At 36.9% G+C, this 22,124-nt stretch carries 19 protein-coding genes and 1 pseudogene; 12 read left to right on the top strand and 8 right to left on the bottom strand.

Annotated features, from left to right (window positions below; all coding sequences use genetic code 11):
* Positions 1-5: 5 nt before the first annotated feature.
* Positions 6-1,316: a hemolysin family protein gene (locus H6F45_RS13410; protein ID WP_096569607.1), complete on the top strand. Its 1,311-nt coding sequence runs from the start codon at positions 6-8 to the stop codon at positions 1,314-1,316.
* A 445-nt stretch (positions 1,317-1,761) separates the two neighbouring features.
* Entirely contained in the window at positions 1,762-2,373 is a 612-nt protein-coding gene (locus tag H6F45_RS13405; protein WP_096569605.1) for an exopolysaccharide biosynthesis protein, read from the top strand.
* A 16-nt stretch (positions 2,374-2,389) separates the two neighbouring features.
* Here H6F45_RS13405 and pabB read toward each other — a convergent pair whose 3' ends face one another.
* The 3 genes from pabB to rpiA all read right to left on the bottom strand — a co-directional run bounded on the left by pabB (position 2,390) and on the right by rpiA (position 6,514).
* Positions 2,390-4,456, bottom strand: a complete 2,067-nt coding sequence (pabB, locus tag H6F45_RS13400) for an aminodeoxychorismate synthase component I (protein WP_190347412.1) — start codon at positions 4,454-4,456, stop codon at positions 2,390-2,392.
* A gap of 66 nt (positions 4,457-4,522) precedes the next feature.
* Positions 4,523-5,704, bottom strand: coding sequence for an aldo/keto reductase (locus tag H6F45_RS13395; protein ID WP_190347428.1), 1,182 nt, complete (start codon positions 5,702-5,704; stop codon positions 4,523-4,525).
* A 99-nt stretch (positions 5,705-5,803) separates the two neighbouring features.
* Positions 5,804-6,514 (bottom strand): ribose-5-phosphate isomerase RpiA, encoded by a 711-nt coding sequence (gene rpiA / locus H6F45_RS13390; protein ID WP_096569597.1) that lies wholly within the window; start codon positions 6,512-6,514, stop codon positions 5,804-5,806.
* Between the two features lie 219 nt (positions 6,515-6,733).
* Between rpiA and H6F45_RS13385 the strand changes: the two genes are divergently transcribed.
* The 4 genes from H6F45_RS13385 (at position 6,734) to H6F45_RS13370 (ending at position 11,965) form a co-directional block, all read left to right on the top strand.
* Positions 6,734-7,456, top strand: coding sequence for an S-layer homology domain-containing protein (locus H6F45_RS13385; protein ID WP_190347411.1), 723 nt, complete (start codon positions 6,734-6,736; stop codon positions 7,454-7,456).
* 186 nt (positions 7,457-7,642) lie between these two features.
* Entirely contained in the window at positions 7,643-9,538 is a 1,896-nt protein-coding gene (dxs, locus tag H6F45_RS13380; RefSeq protein ID WP_137667870.1) for a 1-deoxy-D-xylulose-5-phosphate synthase, read from the top strand.
* Between the two features lie 544 nt (positions 9,539-10,082).
* On the top strand, positions 10,083-11,267 hold the full coding sequence (gene dcm, locus H6F45_RS13375; protein ID WP_190347410.1) for a DNA (cytosine-5-)-methyltransferase: 1,185 nt from the start codon (positions 10,083-10,085) through the stop codon (positions 11,265-11,267).
* A 35-nt stretch (positions 11,268-11,302) separates the two neighbouring features.
* Entirely contained in the window at positions 11,303-11,965 is a 663-nt protein-coding gene (locus H6F45_RS13370; protein ID WP_190347409.1) for a restriction endonuclease, read from the top strand.
* 358 nt (positions 11,966-12,323) lie between these two features.
* On the opposite strand, the gene era is transcribed toward H6F45_RS13370, so the two are convergent.
* The 3 genes and pseudogenes from era to H6F45_RS13355 form a co-directional block, all read right to left on the bottom strand.
* The gene (gene era / locus H6F45_RS13365) at positions 12,324-13,280 is read right to left on the bottom strand and encodes a GTPase Era (protein WP_137669264.1); all 957 of its coding nucleotides are present in this window, start codon (positions 13,278-13,280) and stop codon (positions 12,324-12,326) included.
* 286 nt (positions 13,281-13,566) lie between these two features.
* Positions 13,567-13,941 (bottom strand): annotated as a pseudogene (locus H6F45_RS13360) (succinylglutamate desuccinylase/aspartoacylase family protein); the annotation flags it as partial.
* On the bottom strand, positions 13,899-14,042 hold the full coding sequence (locus tag H6F45_RS13355; RefSeq protein WP_137669262.1) for a histidine phosphatase family protein: 144 nt from the start codon (positions 14,040-14,042) through the stop codon (positions 13,899-13,901). The gene H6F45_RS13355 and the pseudogene H6F45_RS13360, both read right to left, overlap by 43 nt.
* 107 nt (positions 14,043-14,149) lie before the next feature.
* Between H6F45_RS13355 and H6F45_RS13350 the strand changes: the two genes are divergently transcribed.
* Positions 14,150-15,553, top strand: coding sequence for a carotenoid oxygenase family protein (locus tag H6F45_RS13350; protein WP_190347408.1), 1,404 nt, complete (start codon positions 14,150-14,152; stop codon positions 15,551-15,553).
* A gap of 63 nt (positions 15,554-15,616) precedes the next feature.
* Complete coding sequence (locus H6F45_RS13345) at positions 15,617-16,666, top strand: J domain-containing protein (protein WP_190347407.1); 1,050 nt, start codon at positions 15,617-15,619, stop codon at positions 16,664-16,666.
* 200 nt (positions 16,667-16,866) lie between these two features.
* On the opposite strand, the gene H6F45_RS13340 is transcribed toward H6F45_RS13345, so the two are convergent.
* On the bottom strand, positions 16,867-17,688 hold the full coding sequence (locus tag H6F45_RS13340; protein ID WP_190347406.1) for an alpha/beta hydrolase: 822 nt from the start codon (positions 17,686-17,688) through the stop codon (positions 16,867-16,869).
* A gap of 53 nt (positions 17,689-17,741) precedes the next feature.
* Between H6F45_RS13340 and rpmB the strand changes: the two genes are divergently transcribed.
* From rpmB to H6F45_RS13320, 4 genes are all read left to right on the top strand, one after another.
* Positions 17,742-17,978, top strand: coding sequence for a 50S ribosomal protein L28 (gene rpmB / locus H6F45_RS13335; RefSeq protein WP_096569572.1), 237 nt, complete (start codon positions 17,742-17,744; stop codon positions 17,976-17,978).
* 422 nt (positions 17,979-18,400) lie between these two features.
* On the top strand, positions 18,401-19,045 hold the full coding sequence (locus tag H6F45_RS13330; protein WP_096572729.1) for a TIGR04282 family arsenosugar biosynthesis glycosyltransferase: 645 nt from the start codon (positions 18,401-18,403) through the stop codon (positions 19,043-19,045).
* A gap of 33 nt (positions 19,046-19,078) precedes the next feature.
* The gene (locus tag H6F45_RS13325; RefSeq protein ID WP_190347405.1) at positions 19,079-19,993 is read left to right on the top strand and encodes an HpsJ family protein; all 915 of its coding nucleotides are present in this window, start codon (positions 19,079-19,081) and stop codon (positions 19,991-19,993) included.
* A gap of 649 nt (positions 19,994-20,642) precedes the next feature.
* Positions 20,643-21,353: a DUF502 domain-containing protein gene (locus H6F45_RS13320; protein ID WP_096569568.1), complete on the top strand. Its 711-nt coding sequence runs from the start codon at positions 20,643-20,645 to the stop codon at positions 21,351-21,353.
* A 168-nt stretch (positions 21,354-21,521) separates the two neighbouring features.
* Here H6F45_RS13320 and H6F45_RS13315 read toward each other — a convergent pair whose 3' ends face one another.
* Complete coding sequence (locus H6F45_RS13315) at positions 21,522-22,073, bottom strand: hypothetical protein (RefSeq protein WP_190347404.1); 552 nt, start codon at positions 22,071-22,073, stop codon at positions 21,522-21,524.
* Positions 22,074-22,124: the final 51 nt, after the last annotated feature.

The following is a 22,124-nucleotide window of genomic DNA, read 5'->3' as shown; positions in this document are numbered from 1 at the left end:
ACAAAATGTCATCTATCACTATTGAAATTTTAATCATTTTGGCGCTAATTCTTGCCAACGGCGTGTTTTCCATGTCTGAAATGGCCATAGTTTCCGCCCGTAAGGTCAGATTACAGCAACTAGCCAATCAAGGAAACCTCAACGCCCAAGCTGCACTGCAACTGGCAGAGTCTCCTAATCATTTTTTATCTCTGGTGCAGGTAGGGATTACACTGATTAATATTCTCAATGGTGTTTTCGGTGGTGCTACCATTGCCCAAAGGCTAGAGAGATATGTTCAGTTAGTTCCTTTTTTGGCAGATTATAGCCAACCTATTGCTTTTGGAGTGGTGGTTTTAGTCATCACCTATTTATCATTGATTGTGGGTGAACTTGTACCCAAGCGGTTAGCATTAAACAACCCAGAAAAAATAGCCTCATCTGTAGCCCTTCCCATGCGGGCTTTAGCGGCGTTAGCTTCTCCTGTGGTTTATCTTTTAAGTGTTTCCACAGAAACAGTATTGCGAATTTTAGGAGTTAGACCTTCTCAAGAACCGCAAGTTACAGAAGAAGAAATCAAGATTTTAATAGAACAGGGAACAGAAGCGGGGACTTTTGAAGAAGCGGAACAGGATATGGTAGAGAGGGTTTTTCGTTTAGGCGATCGCCCTGTGAGTTCTCTAATGACACCCCGCCCGGATATTGTTTGGTTAGACTTGGAAGACTCCCCAGAAGAAAACCGTCACAAAATGTCTGAAAGTGCCTATTCTCGTTATCCCGTATGTCAAGAGGGACTTGATCATGTTTTAGGTGTTATTCCTGTGACTGATTTATTAGCCAGGAGTTTACGCCATGAACCTTTTGATTTAACAATAGGATTACGTCAACCCATATTTGTCCCCGAAAGTACCAAGGGTTTAAAAGTTTTAGAGTTATTTAAACAAACCGCCACTCATATTGCTTTAGTAGTTGATGAATATGGAGTCATTCAAGGATTAGTAACGCTCAATGATATTATGAGTGAAATTGTCGGTGATGTTCCTGCACAACCTGGACAGGAAGAACCCCAAGCAGTGCAAAGAGAAGATGGTTCTTGGTTGGTAGATGGGATGTTACCAGTAGAGGAGTTTTTTGAACTTTTTGATATAGAAGAATTGGCAATAGAAGAAAGAGGTAATTTTCAAACTTTAGGCGGTTTAGTTATTACTCATTTAGGGCGTATTCCCGCAGCAGCGGATTATTTTGAATGGGAAAATATGAGAATTGAAGTTATGGATATGGATGGAAATAGAGTTGATAAAGTGTTGGTTATTCCTAAAGAAAAGGGTAATGGGTAATTGGTAAAAACAATATAGGAATCCTATTTGATTATTGAACAAAACTTCCTACACCGAAATTATCTAAAACCCTTTTGCCTGCCTACACAAATAATTGCAGGAATCAAATCGGATCACTATAGTATAACATTAAATATAGGACTCCTATTTGATTATTGAAAAAAACTCCGTACACCAAAATTCTCTAAAAGCCTTTTGCATGAGTGCCTGGTTGGTGAGCGAAGTCGAACTATTGCCTCTTGCCTGCCTACACAGATAAATTCAGAAATCAAACCGGATGACTATATACTCAGTAAGTGAACATAATCATACACTTTGTGATGCTGTAGCTGTTGAAATTTAATATCAATCAACATCATCCATTCACCCGTAACCAATAAACTACGAAAATTGCCAATGGATAAATATGTGATTATAGTATTGGTTGATGATTCAATAGGATTTTATGCCCCTAAAATTTTCTCAAGATATTAAATTATTATTGCAACATTTAGCTGAAAAACCTCTGACTTTGGGTGACGTGATTTCAGAAACATCAGAACGGGGTTTTAGCTTAGTGATTGCATTATTGGTATTACCCTTCTTGTTACCAACACCACCAGGGTTAAGCACTCCTCTAGGTGTAGCTTGCTTATTAATGTCAGGACAAATGGCACTGGGAAGGCGTACACCCTGGCTTCCTAAAAAAATTGCCTCCCTTAAATTCCCTGATTGGTTTGCTCAAACACTGTTGCGAAATTTACAGCGTGTAACCAGAATCTTAGAAAAAATCACCCGTCCACGCCTCCAGAAAATTGCTGAAAATCAATTAACTTGGCGGTTTAATGGGATGTGTCTAACCTGGTTAGCAATATTATTAATGTCCCCATATCCCCCTGCTACTAATCCTATTCCTGCTGTGGGAATGTTAATTTTAGCAGTCGCAACCATCGAATCTGATGGAATATTGATGTGTATTGGCTACGTAGCTACTTTTTTGAATACTTTGTTTTTTGGCTTCGCTTTTTATATTTTATATACAGGAGCTACTTATTTATTGCCTAATGTTTTTCGCTAGAAGTAGTTGCTAATTATCAAATTATCTTTAAAGCATCAACTACAGCTTCCGCTTTTAACAACATTTCTGCTAATTCTGCTTGGGGGTTTGATAAAATTACAATTCCCCCACCCACACCTATAGAAGTTTGTTGATCTGTTAAAATTGCAGTCCGAATCACAATGTTTAAATCTGCTGCACCATGACAACTTAAAAAACCAATTGCACCAGAATACACACCTCTTGCTTTTGGTTCTAATTTATCTATAATTTCCATAGTTCTAATTTTTGGCGCACCTGTCATTGAACCACCAGGAAAAGCATTTTTAATACAGTCAATAGCATCCATTTCTGGACGTAATAAACCCCTAATTGTAGTTACTAATTGATGTACTGTACTATAGGTTTCTACATCCATTAATTTGGGAACATGAACACTACCAACTTGACAAACTCTCCCTAAGTCATTACGCAATAAATCAACTATCATTAAATTCTCAGAACGATCTTTTTCACTGTTACGTAAACTTGCTTTTAAAAGTTCATCTTCTTGGGGTGTTTTTCCCCTGGGTAATGTTCCTTTAATGGGTTTTGTTTCTACCCAACCTTGGGAATTTATACTTAAAAATCTTTCCGGTGAAGAACAAGCTATAGTGAAATTATCGAACTTTAAAAAAGCCGAATAAGGTGCAGGGTTAATTTTTCTGAGTGTGCGATAAAATTCTAAAGGTTCTGGTGTAAATTCTGTAGATAATTTATTGGTTAAACAAACTTGATAAGTTTCACCTTCATAAATTTCTTTTAATGATGTTTGAATATCCTCAAGATAATTTTTTTCAGACTGTTGTAAATTAAATTTAATCTTTTCTTGTGGTTGAGGTTTAAGTTTAGATTTAATAATTGGTTGAATAGGTGATAATGTTTGTAATTTTAATTCTGTCTCTAAAAACCATGTTTTTGCAGTTTCTTCATCTGTGGTTAAACAGACTAAATAAATAACTTGTTCTTGATGATCAAAAGCAATGATTCTATCTGCTAAAATAAACATAGCATCGGGTAATTCAGAATTATGTACTAAATTTCCTCCACATTCTGCTTTTAATTCATATCCAAAATAACCCACAAAACCACAGTTAAAATCAAAGGGTAATTCCTCATTTACACAATATCTATTTTTAATTTCTCGTTGTAAATAATCAAAAATACTTTCATGATAAGTTGTAATTTTACCACCTTGCGTAATTTTAATTTCTTGATTTTGGGTTTGATATTCAACTAATAAACTATGAACACCGCTATTATCTCCCATAAAGGAAAACCGAGATAAACCAGGTTCATATCTACTACTATCTAACCAAAAGGTATTTACCTTGTCACCAAAAAGCTGTGTAAATACCTGTTCTGCATCAGGATATATATCTAATTTTTTACTATAAACTTGATATTGTTGCTGTTGATGATTTTGATGTTTTTTGGGTAAAAGTACGTTTTGATGATTTGTATTTTCTGGAATTTGATAATTATAAAAATTAGCTGTTATATTTCTAAAGTTGTTAAAAATCTCTTTTCCATATTCAGTACAAATTGATTCAGGATGAAATTGTACACCCCAAAAAGGTAAATTTCGATGACGTAAACCCATGACTACACCTTCTGGAGTCCAAGCAATTTTTTCTAAACATTCGGGTATGTCATCCGCAACAACTAAAGAATTATAACAAACAGCTAAAAATGAAGATGGTAAACCTTGAAATAATTGACAATGATTATGATAAACTTCACTTAAACGACCATGTTTAATTTCTGGTGCATGGATAATTTTACCACCATAAAAATAACCTAAACCTTGATGTCCTAAACACACACCCAAAACAGGTACTTGAATATTCTGTAAAACCTGACCACAAATACCAAAATCTTCTATTTTTTCTGGTCTACCTGGTCCTGGAGAAATAACCACATTATCAAAATCAATCTTGGTCAAATTTTCCCAGTCAACTTCATCATTACGGATGACAATGGGATTTTTTCCATTTACTTCCGCAATCAATTGATATAAATTAAAGGTGTAAGAATCATAATTATCAATGATTAGAGTTTTCACAAATAGGGAGTAGGTGACAGGTGACAGGTGACAGGTGACAGTAAGAAAGGAATAGGGATAAGTGAACTAACTTTGAGATAATCTTTTTACATCTTTCCCCTTTAACATTGCATTAGCTTTAGCTAACATTTGAGGTATTTTCTCAGCATGAGGACTGTTAACTAAACATCCTCTCAAATCTAATTCATCTAATTTATCTGCTTGATTACCAGGAAACCAGTGATTACCATTACCTAAGAGATTATAACGCATTTTTCCATATTCCACCATGTCATAAGCTAAAGCTAAATTCAACAACCATAACACATATTTAATATTAATTTGTCCTGGTGTTTCTTCCCAACTTGGTAAATTTTGATCCCAAGATTTTACCCAATCTTCCCCTAAAACTTCTATAGCAGCATTTTCTAACCTTTCGATAATTGGAGGTAAAATTTCATCAGCTTTGTCTAATAATTTTAAGGTTTTTAAATGTTCATCAAAATCACTGGGTTTTGCAGCACCAATACTTAATGTATTTACCTGGGGATGACTTAAACAAAATAAGTCATTAAATACCATTGGACTTAATGGATAACATAACTTAACCAACTTTTCAGATGGTTGATATAACAAACCTCCTTTATTAGAAGGACTGATAATAAACACCCCCATATCTAACTTATTAGCAGCTTCAATTGCTGACCAATTCCATTGATTGATATAATACCAATGGAGGTTAATATAATCAAATTCATTGGTATTAATTGCCTGTAAAATTATTTCTAAAGGTGCATGAGTAGAAAAACCGATAAATCTGACTTTTCCTGCTTTTTGTAGTTCCTTAGCAACCTCTAAACAACCACCTTCACCAAGACTATAATCTAAAAATTCGGCATTATTAATACCATGTAAACCTAATAAATCAACATAGTCTAAATTGAGATATGATAAAGATTTTTCAAATGTTTTTCTAAATTCCTTAGCATCTGCAACAGGAGAAACTTTAGTTTGGACAATTAACTTTTCACGGGGAAATGTAGGTAAAATTCTCCCTAACTGCATTTCCGAAGTTCCATAACCCCTAGCAGTTTCAATATGATTAATACCTAAATCAAAAGCGCGATGAATAACAGCTTTTAAATTTTCCTGATTATCTTGAGGAATTTCCTCTAGTTTAACATCTTGCCATTTAAATTGATAACGCATTCCCCCGCAGGAAAACACCGGCATTTGTAAATTTGTGCGTCCAAATCTTCTGTATAACATCACGGAATTTTAGATAAAAATCATGTACTTTCTTTGCGCCTTTGCGTCTTGGCGTGAGCTTTTTTCATAGGTGGGAAAAACCCACCCTTTTTATTTTACCTACATTTGACGAACAACAGGTTGACCATCAATAACTTCACCAATTAAAACCTGACTGACACAGTTAACAAAGATGCCATTTTCCAAAACACCAGGAATATTATTCAGTGTTGTTTCCAAAGTTACAGGATCATCAATACTATCAAATCTGACATCTACCACCATATTACCTTGGTCAGTGATTACAGGACCTGCTTTTTTCACACCCATACGTAATTCTGGCTGACCACCGAGTTTTTTGATAGCATTAATGACTGGAGTAATAGCCATCGGAATGACTTCCACAGGTACCGCAAAAACAGAACCCAAACGGTCAACCAACTTACCGCTATCAACTACCACAATAAATTCTTTTGCTAGATAATCTACCACTTTTTCCCGGGTATGTGCAGCACCACCACCTTTAATCAAGTTTTTATGGGGGTCAACTTCATCAGCACCATCAATAGCGATATCAATATGATCAATAGCGTCTAAAGTGGTGAGAGGAACACCGTACTGTTTTGCTAACACTTCCGACTGAAACGAAGTAGGGATACCGACAATATCTTTAAGTTCACCAGACTTGAGGCGATCGCCCAAAAACTGTATAGTGTAAGCTGTAGTTGAACCCGTACCCAACCCAACAATAGAACCTGATTTTACTAGGTTCGCTGCTGCTTTACCAACTTCTTGCTTCATTAACTTTACGGGATCTGCTGATACGGACATTCTCAACTCCTGAAAATTTCACAACATGAAAAATACTCTCATAGCCGAATATACTACAAAATTGGTGATTGGTGATTGGTGATTGGTGATTGGTTAAATAATATATAATCTACAATTACATTAATTATAGATTTATCGGAAAATCAGAAACATTAAAAAACAGTAACCGTCAATATCCAAGAACGAAGCTGAAAATAAACAATTACAATAATCTGGGATATGAAGAAATTAGCAATTTTGACCTTGGGGACATTGAACTTATTAACCTTCCTGTCTATATTTCCAGTCATTGCCCAGGAAGTCAACACACCAAAGCCTTCTATTGAAAATAATATTGAAAATCTTGTTGAAAATACAGACAAGAGCGATTTAGATTATATCCAAAAAGTTGTAGAATCAAAATTAATGGATAACTTACCCGATGGAAAATTTTATCCAGAAAAATTAATCAGTAGGGCAGAATTAGCAGCAATTTTAGTCAAAGCATTTTATTTAGATAAACGCCAAGCAGCTAAACAAGAAAAAACCATAAATGTACCAGATGTTCCGAAATATCATTGGGCATATCAAGATATTCAAACAGTGCTGAAAACCGATATTATGAAAGGATATCGGGGAAATATGTTTTTTCCAAACCAAAGAGTCACTAGGGCAGAAGGTTTAGCAATTTTTGCCCAAGCTTACGGAGTGTTTCAGTTTCCAAATGCAACAGTGAACCAGATTTTATCAAAATACCCTGATCAAAATTCTATACCGACATGGGCAAGAAAGGCGATCGCCACAGTCATAGCAGAAGGTTTCATCAACACAGACCCTAACGGGAATATTAACCCATTAAGCCCCATGACTCGCGGTGACATGGCCTACTTGTTAAGTAGATATTTGCAACGTCAGCAAAAACAGGCAGAAACACCCATAGTTCCCACTACACTGAAATTTTAACGGAGAGATGGGGTGATGGGGTGATGGGGAGAAATTATTTGTATTTTCCCAGTCACCAATCACCAGTCACCAATCACCAGTCAACGTTATATTGATAAAACTGGTGACAGTGAGATTTTTATAGTCCCGGAAGTGGGAAAATCAATTAATGCCAAAAAGTAGAGTTAGAGAGGAAAACCTTATAATATGCACCTGAGTGAAATTACCCATCCTAACCAGTTGCACGGTTTGTCTATTCGGCAGTTACAGCAAATAGCCAAACAAATTAGAGATAAACACTTACAAACCGTAGCCGCAAGTGGGGGACATTTGGGACCAGGTTTAGGAGTTGTAGAATTAACCTTGGGACTATATCAAACATTGGACTTAGATCGGGATAAAGTAATTTGGGATGTAGGACACCAAGCTTATCCCCATAAACTAATTACCGGACGCTACCACGACTTCCACACCCTCAGACAAAAAGACGGAGTAGCGGGATATCTCAAACGTTGTGAAAACCAATTTGATCACTTTGGCGCAGGACACGCTTCTACAAGTATTTCCGCCGCTTTGGGTATGGCCTTAGCCCGTGACTTAAAAGGGGAAAAATTTAAAACAGTAGCGGTGATCGGTGATGGTGCTTTAACCGGCGGTATGGCATTAGAAGCTATTAACCACGCAGGCCACCTCCCTAAAACTAACTTGTTGGTAGTTCTCAATGATAACGAGATGTCCATTTCTCCCAACGTCGGCGCTATTCCCCGCTACTTAAATAAAATGCGCCTCAGTCCCCCGATGCAATTTCTCACTGATAACATTGAGGAACAATTTAAAAATATACCCTTTGTTGGTGATGAACTAGAACGCATTACCGAAGGGATGAAACGGTTAGCTGTTTCCAAAGTTGGCGCAGTTTTTGAAGAACTAGGTTTTACCTACATGGGTCCAGTGGATGGCCATAATTTAGAAGAACTGATCGCCACCTTCCAACAAGCACATCAAATGACCGGTCCAGTGCTGGTTCACGTAGCCACCGTCAAGGGTAAAGGCTATGAAATGGCAGAAAAAGACCAAGTAGGCTATCATGCCCAAAACCCCTTTAATTTGACCACTGGTAAAGCTATTCCTTCTAGTAAACCTAAACCACCTGCTTACGCAAAAGTCTTTTCTCACACTTTGGTGAAATTAGCAGAACAAAACCCGAAGATAGTCGGTATTACTGCTGCTATGGCTACAGGTACAGGTTTAGATAAATTACAAGCTAAATTACCTAACCAATATATTGATGTGGGTATTGCTGAACAACACGCCGTTACCTTAGCTGCGGGTTTAGCTTGTGAAGGTATGCGTCCGGTAGCTGCCATTTATTCTACCTTCTTACAACGTGCCTACGATCAAATTATCCATGATGTCTGCATTCAAAACCTGCCTGTATTTTTCTGTTTAGATCGGGCAGGTATTGTAGGTGCTGACGGTCCAACTCACCAAGGGATGTATGATATAGCTTATCTGCGTTGTATTCCCAACATGGTGTTAATGGCACCCAAGGACGAAGCAGAACTACAACGGATGACAGTCACAGGTATTGAATATACCGATGGACCGATCGCTATGCGTTTCCCCCGTGGTAATGGTTACGGTGTTCCCTTGATGGAAGAAGGCTGGGAAGCGTTGGAAATTGGTAAAGGGGAAATTCTCCGCCAAGGCGATGATGTGTTAATTGTCGGCTATGGTACAATGGTCTACCCAGGTATGCAAGCAGCAGAAATTCTCAGCGAACACGGTATTGAAGCCACTGTCATTAATGCCCGATTTGTGAAACCTTTGGATACAGATTTAATTGTACCTTTGGCAAAACAAATTGGCCGAGTTGTCACTTTGGAAGAAGGTTGTTTAATGGGTGGTTTTGGTTCTGCGGTAGCGGAAGCTTTACTTGATGCGGATGTGGTTGTACCAGTTAAAAGAATTGGTGTTCCTGATATTTTGGTAGATCATGCCACACCAGATGAATCTAAGGCTAGTTTAGGTTTAACCAGTCAGCAAATTGCAGATAATATTTTGCAAGCTTTCTTTAAGAAAGAATTAGCTGCTGTTAAGTAGTTTTCTTTTCTCGTTCCCATACTCTGTATCTCTTATTATCTCTCGTTCCCATACTCTGTATGGGAATGAATTATTTAAGGCTCTGCCTTTAACATCCTGAAAATCCTCAAATCCTGGTAATCCTGATTCTGACAAAATTTATCTATTTCCTCACGCAAAGACGCAAAGGCGCAAAGAAGATATCCTGTACATTCTTAAATACTGATTCTGATCATCTGCGTTCTTATCCTGAAAATCCTTAAATCCTGGATGTTCTGATTCAGACAATACTACTCCCTTGGATTATTATAAAACCTATCATAACACAACCCTGTCAGAAGTCAAGACCCTTGAAAATACGTTGAGTCATTCGCAACCATTCTCAATAATTTCGGGCTAAAAAAGGGTGTTGAAACTTTTTTGGGATTTTGGGGTTAAGAATTGTTAAGGTAGTGACGTTGAGACGCAAAGATAAAATTAATTCATTCCTGGGTTTTTCTAGTTCCCATACTTTGCTATAGTAATCATTGAACCACAAAGAAAACGAAGCTATTTTTAGAAGTTAATGAAAACAGAAAAAACACAAGAATTATTAACGGCTATAGAGTTATTTGCAGGTATTGGAGGTTTTCGTTTAGGTTTGGAATCTGCTAATATTCAAACTATTTGGGCAAATGATATTAATGAATTATCTTGTCAAGTTTATCAGAGTAATTTTGGTGATGATTCTATTGTTTTAGGTGACATTAATAATATTGCTATATCCGATATACCTAATCATAATCTTTTAACTGCTGGTTTTCCTTGTCAACCTTTTAGCCCTGCTGGTAAAAAACTAGGAGTTAGAGATCAGGTTAGAGGAACATTATTTGAACGTATTGTGGAAATTATAGCTGTAAAACAACCACAGTATTTTTTATTGGAAAATGTCAAAAGACTTTTAACAATGGAAAATGGTTATCACTTCAAAGTTATTTTAAATGCCTTATCTGAATTAGATTATTTAATTGAATGGAGAATCATTAGTCCTATTAGTTTTAGTATTCCTCAAAATCGAGAAAGAATTTTTATTTTTGGTACTAAGTTTAATTCTGTCAATATCAATTGTGATTTTTTAGAAAAAACATCTGTATTTTTAACCCAAAAAGATTTGATAAATCTAGAAGATATAGATTTTCTCATAGAAAAATATATGTCCCCTATAGCTGAAAGTAAAGGCAAGAATGGTAATTGGGGAATTGCTTATAAAAATAAAATGTTTACTCGCAATATGTCGCTATTACCAGATATTAAACCCAGAAAAATGCTAAAAGATATTTTGCAAGATGAGACAGCAATAGAACCTCAATTTGATTTTACAATTGATACTTTAGAAAGGATTAAAAAAAGTAAGGCTGTGAATCGTTATTGTCAAGGAGTAGAGATATTATATAATCAGGATGGAGGTTCAAGACTGGGTTATACAATATTTGGTATTAATGGTATTGCATCAACATTAACTGCTTCTACTTCCAGACACTATGAACGCTATAAAGTAAATGATAAATATCGACGTTTAACTAACATTGAATATGCGCGGTTAATGGGTTTTCCTGATCATTGGTGTAGAGAAGCAAAAATTTATGATCAATATGCTTTGTTTGGTAATGCAATTGTTCCTGCTTGTGTAGAATGGGTATGTAAAAGAATTGGTAAAAAAAATATTGAGTTTACTAAATCTAATTACCAACAGTTAACTTTAGCTATTTAGTTTTTTATCTCTTTATTTGATGTATTCTGCAAAATATGGAATTACTCACACTTGAATCGTTGAAAATAGCTGCACGTAGTTTTTGCTTAGAACTGAGTGCAACACCAATTTATAATTTATATGGAGTTACAGATGGAAAAGCTGTAGGAACTTACGTAGAATCTGCTTTTAATCAATATTTATCAACGAGGTATGATTACACTCTTGGTAGTGCAGCGTTAGGAATAGATTTTCCTGGTTTAGAAGTTGATTTAAAAGTAACTTCAATCCGACAACCTCAATCTTCATGTCCCTTTAAAAATGCCAGTCAAAAAGTATATGGTTTAGGTTATCATCTATTAATATTTAGTTATGAAAAAAATGATGACCATAATTCTCGTACTGCAAATCTAAACTTTCAAAACGTTGTTTTTGTAGATAAAAAACGTACTGGAGATTATCAAACTAGCTACGGTTTACAAGAAATTTTACGCCGTCATGGTAATAAAGATGATGTGGTCGCTTTTTTAGAAGAACGAAATTTTCCGTTAGACGAAATTGGTAGAGAAACACTTGCAGAAAGAATTTTACGTGAACCTCCAGAAATTGGCTATCTGACTATTTCCAATGCTTTACAATGGCGATTACAATATAGTAGAGTGATTCAAGTCTCTATTGCAGGAAACACAACAGGTATAGAAAATCTCTTAATTTCTTAATTCACACAAAACTATTTAAAGTTAACAGTAAATCAAATATTTGCTTGATTGAAAATGATGGGTGGATGATATTTTTGTCTGAATCAGGATGTCCAGGATTAAAGGATGTACAGGATGAAAATGACAAATCTCTCTAAAAACCTCTTTCCTTTGTGTCCTTTGCGTCCTTTGCGGTTCGTTATTTATTTAGTGACTTGTGCGTAACCAACCATCATCAAATAACATCCTGAAAATCCTCAAATCCTGGAAATCCTAATTCACACAAAAATCTATTTCGCGCAAAGTCGCTAAGGAGCAAAGTCGCAAAGAAGATATCCTGAAAATCCTGATTCAGACAAAATCCCCATTCCCCCATCTTCTATTCTTCCACCCTATATCCTAACTCTGCTAACCTCACCCGTGAATGTCGCCATTTTGGTTGCACTTTCACAAACAACTCTAAATAAACTTTACCCGCAATTAGTTTTTGGATTTGTTCACGCGCAGCACTACCAATAGATTTTAACATTGTCCCACCTTTACCAATTAAAATTCCTTTTTGGGAATCTCTTTCTACGTGAATAGTTGCCATAACACGGGTAATAGTTGGGGTTTCTTCTACTAAGTCAATGGCGATCGCCACTGAATGAGGTACTTCTTCACGAGTCAACAATAAAATCTGTTCCCTGATTAATTCCCCCATAATAAATCTTTCCGGTTGATCTGTCACCAAATCTGGTGGATAATAAAAAGGACCAGGTTCTAAATGTGCAATTAATAAATCTTGCAGTTCTAGTAAACCCTCACCATTCACCGCTGAAAATTTGAGAATTTGCCATTCATTTTCTCTTGCTAATTCAATATAACTATTATCTATTTTTTCAGAATCTGCTGGTTGTTGATCTATTTTATTAATACCCAAAATTACCGGAATTTCACTCCGACTTAATAACTCAGCAATAAAGCGATCGCCTCCACCACAAACCGCTGTTCCATCAACTACAAACAATACCACATCTACCGATTCAATGGCTATTTTGGCATTTTGTACTAGCACTTCCCCCAGTTGATGATGTGGTTTATGAATCCCTGGAGTATCCACAAAAATTAACTGCGCTTTCTCAGTAGTTAAAATTCCCCTTAACCGATTTCTAGTAGTTTGCGCTACTGGTGAAGTAATCGCTATTTTTTGTCCTATTAATTGATTCATCAAAGTAGATTTACCGACATTAGGACGACCAATAATACCGATAAACCCAGATTTAAAATTAGCTGGTGCTTGGGGAATCGCAAATTCTTCAGCAACTGTAAAACTATAATTATCAATATTACTCACGTTTGATTACACCTTTATATTTTCAAATTAAAATAGATTGGTTTTTTCCCGAAAATAAAACAGACATAGAATCACAAACATAGAATCACATTGTTAGGTGCGAGTATGTCCTTATTCTTAGTTTAATCTATTACTGCATCTATTTTCATTCCCACGTCAAAAATATCTCAGCCATAAGACAAATTTGTGAAAATTATAAAACTACAAGTATTCTGACTCCTAACTCCCAAATTCTGGCAATTTATTCTTCAAGCACTCCCAGGACAAACTCACCTTGATTTACAGCCTAGTTTGTTGATATATCATAAACCAATCCATCAGTTTCAGTGCCAACATCAATTATAGTAGGTAATTTCCCTTCTTTATTAAAGCTGATAATTTGATACAGCCTATCTCCCGCTTTGACAGCACTACCCAATTCAACTCTAGATTGAATCATACCACCTGCGATCGCATAATATCTTTTTCTCTTGCTACTGGATGCAAAATAGATTTTATGGGATAGTGTTTCTGGTAGCATCAAATCACTAATTTGTAAAACCCCTTTGTGTGCTAAATAGTTTTTTATACCCCGTAAACCTTTAGCAACTGAATCAGGTTTTACCTGCATTCCTGTTCCTAGTTCCAATGTCCAAGCTTCGATATCAAATCTGATATTTTTACACCTTCAGGAGTTAATTCTGAATCTATCGAACCACAAAAAGCATGATTGCGGCTACATTCTGTTTCACCGTGACGGAGTAGGTAAAGAGTTAAACTCATAACAATTTTAGATTTTAGATTTTAGATTTTAGATTTTAGATTTTAGATTTTAGATTTTGGGAAATAGCTATATTAGAGAAAGTGCGTTATAAAACTCAACAATAACAATGACCACCACCTTAGTAAATGCCTATTTAGATGGGAATTTTGCCCCAGTTAGCCAAGAAATTACCGCAGAAAACCTCCAAGTCATTGGTGAACTACCCCCCGACCTTTCCGGGATGTTTGTTCGTAATGGACCAAACCCCCAACATTCACCCATAGGACAATATCACTGGTTTGATGGTGATGGAATGTTACACGGTGTAGAAATTACCAATGGTAAAGCTATTTATCGTAACCGTTATGTGCGTACTAGAGGTTGGAACATTGAAAACCAAGTAGGGAAAGCTGTTTGGAGTGGACTTTTAGAACCACCGCAAATGGACAACCCTTATGGACCAGGGAAAAACACCGCTAATACTGCCTTAGTTTGGCACGCTGGACAATTTTTAGCATTGTGGGAAGGAGGATCACCCCATAATATTCAACTTCCTGAATTACAAACCATAGGAGAATATACTTACAATCATAAACTAACTTCCCCTTTTACCGCCCATCCCAAAGTAGACCCAGTTACCGGGGAAATGATGTTCTTTGGTTATTCCTTTGCACCCCCGTACTTACAATATGGCGTAGTTTCTGCACAAGGGGAAATATTGCAGACTGTACCCATTGAACTACCAATAGGGGTAATGATGCACGACTTCGCCATTACTGAAAATTATACCATTTTCATGGATTTACCCCTGACATTCAGTGTAGAACGGATGCAAAGGGGAGAACCAATGATGATGTTTGAGAGCGATCGCCCCAGTCGTTTTGGCATTTTACCCCGTCACGGAGACAACAGCAATATCCGTTGGTTTGAGAGTCCTTCCTGTTACGTTTTCCACACCATGAACGCCTATGAAAAAGAAGACGAAATCATCCTTATCGCTTGTCGCATGAGTTCTACCACCGTATTAGAAACCAATATCTCAACAAATGATCCCACCGCAAATATACCCCTCTTACATCGTTGGCGTTTTCACCTCAAAACAGGTACAGTCACGGAAGAAAAGTTAGATGACGTACCCACAGAATTTCCCCGTGTTAACGAAAACCTGCTAGGGAGAAAAACCCAATACGGTTATGCTGGCAAAATGGCTAATAGTCTTATGCCTTTATTTGATGGTGTAATTAAGTATAATTTCCAAGATGGCAAAACCCAAACCCATGAATTTGGAGAAGGGCGTTATGGTGGTGAAACTGTATTTGCACCTCGTTTAAATACAACCACAAATGCAACCACAGAAGATGATGGTTGGTTAGTTACTTTTGTTTATGATGAAAATTCACAAACTTCTGAATTAGTAGTTATCAATGCTCAAGATATCACCGGTGAACCAGTTGCAAGAGTAATTATTCCCCAAAGAGTACCCTATGGTTTTCACGGTGCTTGGATATCCCAAGTACAATTAAATAGATAATTGGGCATGGGGCATTGTAAAATTAAATTAATCAACTCTTGCCAATTCCCCATTCCCAATTTTATGCCTAAAAAAACCAAGTCTGCATCACCAACACCCCCAACAACCACCACCCTAGCACTTTCTGACCTGCATATATATTTAGCATCTCTAGAAAAAGAACATCAATCCTTATTAAAACAGATTAAGAAAAAGCGCACGGAAATCAATAATTTTGTTGAAAAAATGCGTTCTCTAGCTACAGAAATATTTCAAAAAGCCAGTCCTTGTTTCCGAAAAATGTCAGATTTAGATCAAGAAATTCATGGGTTATTTCAGGAAATTCTGACTACTAGAAAATTTGGTAAACAAACTCAAAACAAAATAGAATCCCTGTACATGAATTTACAAATGTCAGGAATAATTAGCCCCAAAGCTGTAAGTGAAGATGAAGATACTGAACTAGATGAAATGTTTGAAAACCCAGAAACAGACAATCATCAACATCGTCAAAATCAATATTGGGATTCACAACAGGAAGTTGAATCAACCTCTGCTAGTAGAAGTGAAGATTCTCGAAAAATTAGACAGACATTTTTAAAACTAGCAGAAATCTTTCATCCAGACAAAGTACAAGATTCTGAAACACATAAATCTCATACAGAGATCATGAAAGAAATTAATAAAGCTTACCAAGAAGGAGATTTAGCCAGACTATTAGAAATCGAAAGACAACATCAGCTAGGGGAAAATATTGATAATAATAACGAAGATGATTTAAATCGCAGATGTAAAAATTTAGAACAGCAAAATGAAATTCTCAAAACTCAATATGAGAAATTAAAACAGGAACTAAGATTAGCTAAAAATACTCCTGAAGGAGCAATGGTTTCTGATGCTCGCAAAGCTGCTAAACACGGAATTGATGCCACAGGTGTAATGTTGCAGCAATTAGAATCTCAAATTGAAATTGTAGTTGATATTCGTGATTTTATTCAGAACTTTAGAGACAAGAAAATTACCATCAAAGAATTTCTAGAAGGTCCATCCAGTTTGCGTTCCCTCAGAGAAGAAATGATGGAAGAACTCTTAGAAGAAATGATGGCAGAATTTGGCGGAATAATTAATTTTTAAGGAGTCGTAGGGGCGAAGCATTCGGAAAATAACCTGTGATAAAAATTGATAATTTATCGTCCGAATGCTTCGCCCTTACAGGAAAATAACCTGTGATAAAAATTGATAATTTATCGTCCGAATGCTGATGCTTCCAGCACGCTTCGCGAACGCCCTTACAGGAGTCAGGAATTAGAAATTTTAGAAATTAGAAGCAGGATTTAATTTTTAGATACTAATTCAGCAAACTCCCTCAATTTCTGACCATACTTTTCTTGTGCAACCTCAAAAAAATCATTATGATTTGCATCTTCTACCCACAAATAAAGTTTCGGTGTAGTGACAGCAGCAAACAATTTTTCCCCATGCTCAAAAGGAACAATATCATCTAACTTACCGTGCATCACTAAAACCGGAACTTTGACTTTTTTGATCTTCTCTAAATTATTAAACTTATCAAATGGTAAAATGGGAAAAGGTACAACTACCCGAAAAGCAGAAGTAAAGGTACTTTCAATAATTAAACCCGCTATCGGTTTTCTTGCTGCTAAGTCTATCGCTGAACCTCCCCCTACAGAACGTCCAAAAACTATAATTTGCTCTGGTTTGATTTTTAAATCTTCCGTTAAATAATTATAAGCAGTATCAATATCTTGATAAGCAGCATTTTCTGTAGGTGTTCCCTGACTCGTACCATAACCCCGATAGTCATAAGCAAAGACACTAAAACCCACATCCCGTATTTTTTTTAAAGTTGCTCTAATATGTCCTAAGTCTTCAGCATTTCCATGAACATAAAGAATAGTGTACTTAGCAGTAGGGTTTGGTAAATAAACTGCGGAAATTTGCTGATTTTCCCTCGTTTTCAGCTTAATAATGTCTTTTGTATCCTCATAGCTGGAAGGTTGGGGTAAAAAAATCATGCTATCCGCACGAAAATACACATAGACCGCAAATAAGGTATAGATTACAACAAAAGACCGAATCATCCGCTTCCCAGTAAAATCCCCAATTAATAGTTTTTTGAGCCGTTGTTTATTCATGATCTAAAATAGAAAGGTTGTACTTAAATAGAATAGAATTTTGGAGGTTTTTCATGTCCCGTCGTTGTGAACTTACTGGTAAAAAGGCTAATAACGCAATGGCCGTTTCCCACTCTCACCGTCGTACCAAGCGTTTACAACACGCTAATTTGCAAACTAAGCGCGTTTGGTGGCCTGGTGGTAATCGTTGGGTGAAACTAAAACTCTCTACCAAAGCGATTAAAACCCTAGATAGCAAAGGTATAGAAGCAATGGCTAAAGAAGCTGGTATCAATTTAAATCACTATTAAGTAGTCAGGGTTAAAAATTGTCGTGATGAGAAGGCAGCAGGGAAGAGGTTTTTAGACAAATTTGCTTTTTGTTATATGCTTCTGTTTTTTTCGCGCCTTTCTACTTAATCTTCACTTTTCAAGGAAGTAGGGGTAGCGCCTCCGTGCCTACCCCTGTTTTTCGGGCAACCACGGGGGGTTTGCCCCTACTTCACTAATTCAGTACAATTACTGAAATTTTAGGAGCATTGCGAACCGCAAAAGAAAATCCGACTCCTGAAGATGGTAAATATTGTTATTAACCAAGTTGCTAAGGAATAGGAGTCAGGAGTCAGAATGAAGATTTTTCTCTTCCCAATTCCCAATTCCCAATTCCCAATTCCCAATTCCCAATTCCCAATTTTTTAACTTGTGACTTTAAACTTGTGAAAAAGGGCGCTGCTGTGCAGAAATTACTAAATATCCCAAAACAGCATCTAATTATTTTTACCCGTTATCCAGAACCAGGGAAGACCAAAACCAGACTGATACCTGCTTTGGGTGAAGTTGGTGCGGCTGATCTGCAAAAGCAAATGACTGAACATACCATATTACAGGTGCAAGAATTACAAAAGATATCTGCTATAACTGTGGAAGTGCGGTTTGCTGGGGGTAATTGGGAATTAATGCAAAATTGGTTAGGTGTTGGTTTTGTATATCAAACTCAAGGTGAAGGGGACTTAGGTCAGCGGATGATGCGATCGCTTGTAGATGCTTTCAGTAACAATGCAGAACAGGTAATCATCATTGGTACTGATTGTCCTGGTCTAAATTCCCAGATTTTAGCATCAGCCTTTGAGCAATTACAAACCTCTGACCTCGTGCTAGGACCAGCTATAGACGGCGGTTATTACTTAATTGGGTTGCAAAAACCAATTTTAGACTTGTTTACTAGCATTTCCTGGGGAACTAATCAAGTGTTATCACAAACAGTCACAATCGCCCAGGAACTTCATTTGTCTTTTGTAAACCTACCTACATTAGCAGATGTTGACCGTCCAGAAGATTTACTTGTTTGGGAACAGTGTACCCTGATAAATGGCCATTAGCTTTATTGACCCAAACCTTACTTTACAAAAATTATGGTTAACCGTGTTTCGTCCTTCAATAGTTCCCTTATACTCAAAGTAGTTGGGATAGTTTGTATCTTGTCGTTTTTTGTTGATTTTGTGATTTTGTTATTGGGTTTCAGTCTCACTGATAAACAAATACAAATAGGTTTCACAACCGCCCTAGTTGATCGGGGAATTGTTCCACTGGTGGGTTTAGGGATAATATCGGCCGCATATTGGTTAGATAAATTAGAGACTGGAGGCGATCGCTCAGGTCTAGATTTAAGATTACCTTCTATGATACTTGCCAGTATCTTAGGTTTAATGTTTTTGTTAATTTTTCCCTTCCACCTCAACAATGTCCGTCAAGCAAGTACACAACGAGTCAACCAAATTTCCCAAGAAGCTCAACAATTAGAAAACCAAACCAACCAAGAAGCCCAACAAGCAGAAACCCGGCTGAACAGCCAACTATCTGAATTTCAAAGTCAGTTAAATAATGATCAAGCTAAAGCTCAACTAGAACAAGCTAGAAGTCAAGTAAAAGCACAACTCACTCAAATATTAAAGGATGAGCAGAGATATAAGCAAGCACTAGAAAATCCTCAACTACCCCCAGAACAAAAAGAACTACTGAAAAAATTTAAAGCCAACCCCCAAGAACTGGATAAATTTCTTGCCCAACAAACAGATCCTAATCAACTAGCTCAACAAACGACCAGTGAAATTCGCCAACGCAAAGAACAAAAAATTACTGAAATTCGCCAACGTAAGGAAGAAGCTCAAAAACAAGCAAAAAATACTGCTTGGATGTCTGGACTAAGGATAGGTATTAGCAGTTTGATTTTAGCTATTGGTTATACCATCATCGGTTGGACAGGATTAAAAGGATTAAAAGAAATAGGTGCATTACAAAATCGTAAACCTAAAGCCCCACTAGGTTAAGCCATCAGTAAATTTTCAATAGAGTTTGCTGAATAAACATGAAAATATTACAGGTAAAGGATTTTAGGCAATTGGAAATTGAAAAAGCCGCGCTTCACGGCAGACAAGTGTAAACCTTAAAACTACTCCCACTTCCCAACTAGCACTGAGGGATTTACTTCGACTTACTTCGACTTCCCTCAGTACAAGTCGCTAACTGACCAATGACACTCACTGCGAAGCATTTAACTTTTGTGGGCAGCCAGAAATGAAAAAATGTTTTTAATTCTCCTCCTGACTCCTGACTCCTGACTCCGCGCCAAAAATTAATATTCTTAATAAAAGTTATTTAAATTGTCATCAGAAAATCCCCACCTTCACCTTGTGATCCCCAGTTGTAAATGGCGATAAATATAATCTATACTTTTGATCTGATAAATTTGAGCATCTGGTCAGATACCGCGTTAGGATTAATAGTACCTGAGAAACTGGTAACAATCATTTACCAGAATTACAAAGAAAAGTAACACTGGTTAACCAAATATCATAATCCATAGCTATTCATTTGATTATGGGTGATGGGATGCGATTAAACTTGTCTCATCATAGTCAAATGCAATTACAGAGAAGTTGAAAAATTTTAGTAGCCTAAAAAAAGGAGAATCGGGGCTTGGTAATTGAACGGCTGAAACAGGACTTAAAAAATGACCTGATTGCTGGTTTGTTGGTGGTAATTCCCCTAGCAACTACCATCTGGCTGACCATTACTATTGCCAGTTGGGTAGTAAACTTTCTCACCCAAATCCCCAAACAGCTAAATCCCTTTGATGGTCTACATCCGATATTAGTCAATTTATTGAATTTGCTAGTTGGACTGGCAGTACCACTATTGAGCATCCTAGTCATTGGTTTGATGGCTCGGAATATAGTTGGTAAGTGGTTGCTAGATTTTGGGGAGAGAATACTGCAAGCTATACCCTTAGCTGGTCAGGTATACAAAACCCTCAAGCAATTATTAGAAACAATACTCAAAGATTCCAATGGTAAATTTCGCCGTGTCGTTTTATTAGAGTATCCCAGAAAAGGAATTTGGGCGATCGCCTTTGTCACTGGTGCAGTGAGTAGCGATATCCAAACCCAGATGAATCAACCGCTGTTGAGCGTTTTTATCCCCACCACACCTAACCCTACCACTGGATGGTATGCACTGGTTCGAGAAGATGAAGTAGTAAACCTCTCAATATCTATAGAAGACGCTTTTAAAATAGTAGTCTCAGGAGGTATAGTCGCCCCCAATAATGGCATATCCCCATTGGTTTTACCAACCGCAGTGTCAGCCATAGAACCCAAAAGTCACGTTATTTCTGTAGAAGAAGCCTGATTTTTTCTTATTTTTGATTCTTAGCAGTTGCGTCTACAGTCATAACACATACAAGGCGCACATCACTTTGCTGGAAGAAATAAGCTGTTGTACATTTAATTTGTATCAGTCTAGCGGGCAAGATGCCCGCACCACAACACTTAACTAGGGTTTGCTGAAAAAGTCCTTTCATGAGGGAATAGGAGTCAGGAGTCGTAGGGGCGAAGCATTCGGAAAATAACCTGTGATAAAAATTGATAATTTATCCCCCTCAAGCTTCGCCCTTACAGGAAAATAGCCTGTGATAAAAATTGATAATTTATCCCCCGAATGCTTCGCCCTTACAGGAAAATAACCTGTGATAAAAATTGATAATTTATCGCCCGAATGCTTCGCCCTTACAGGAAAATAACCTGTGATAAAAATTGATAATTTATCGCCCGAATGCTTCGCCCTTACAGGAAAATAGCCTGTGATAAAAATTGATAATTTATCGTCCGAATGCTTCGCCCTTACAGGAAAATAGCCTGTGATAAAAATTGATAATTTATCGTCCGAATGCTTCGCCCTTACAGGAAAATAACCTGTGATAAAAATTGATAATTTATCGTCCGAATGCTGATGCTTCCAGCACGCTTCGCGAACGCCCGTACAGGAGTCAGGAGGAGGTTGGAAAATTTCTTTACGATCTCTCAAAATCCAAAAAAATGCACACTTTTTCAAGTATTGAGGGTAATTCATGAATTACCCCTACGCAAGAATAAGGTTTTCAGTCACATCTTGCGTAAGTCC

Source organism: Sphaerospermopsis sp. FACHB-1194, assembly GCF_014696235.1.
GTDB lineage: Bacteria > Cyanobacteriota > Cyanobacteriia > Cyanobacteriales > Nostocaceae > Sphaerospermopsis > Sphaerospermopsis kisseleviana.
Note: the sequence above shows the minus strand (reverse complement) of the source record. Positions and strands in the feature narration are given on the sequence as shown.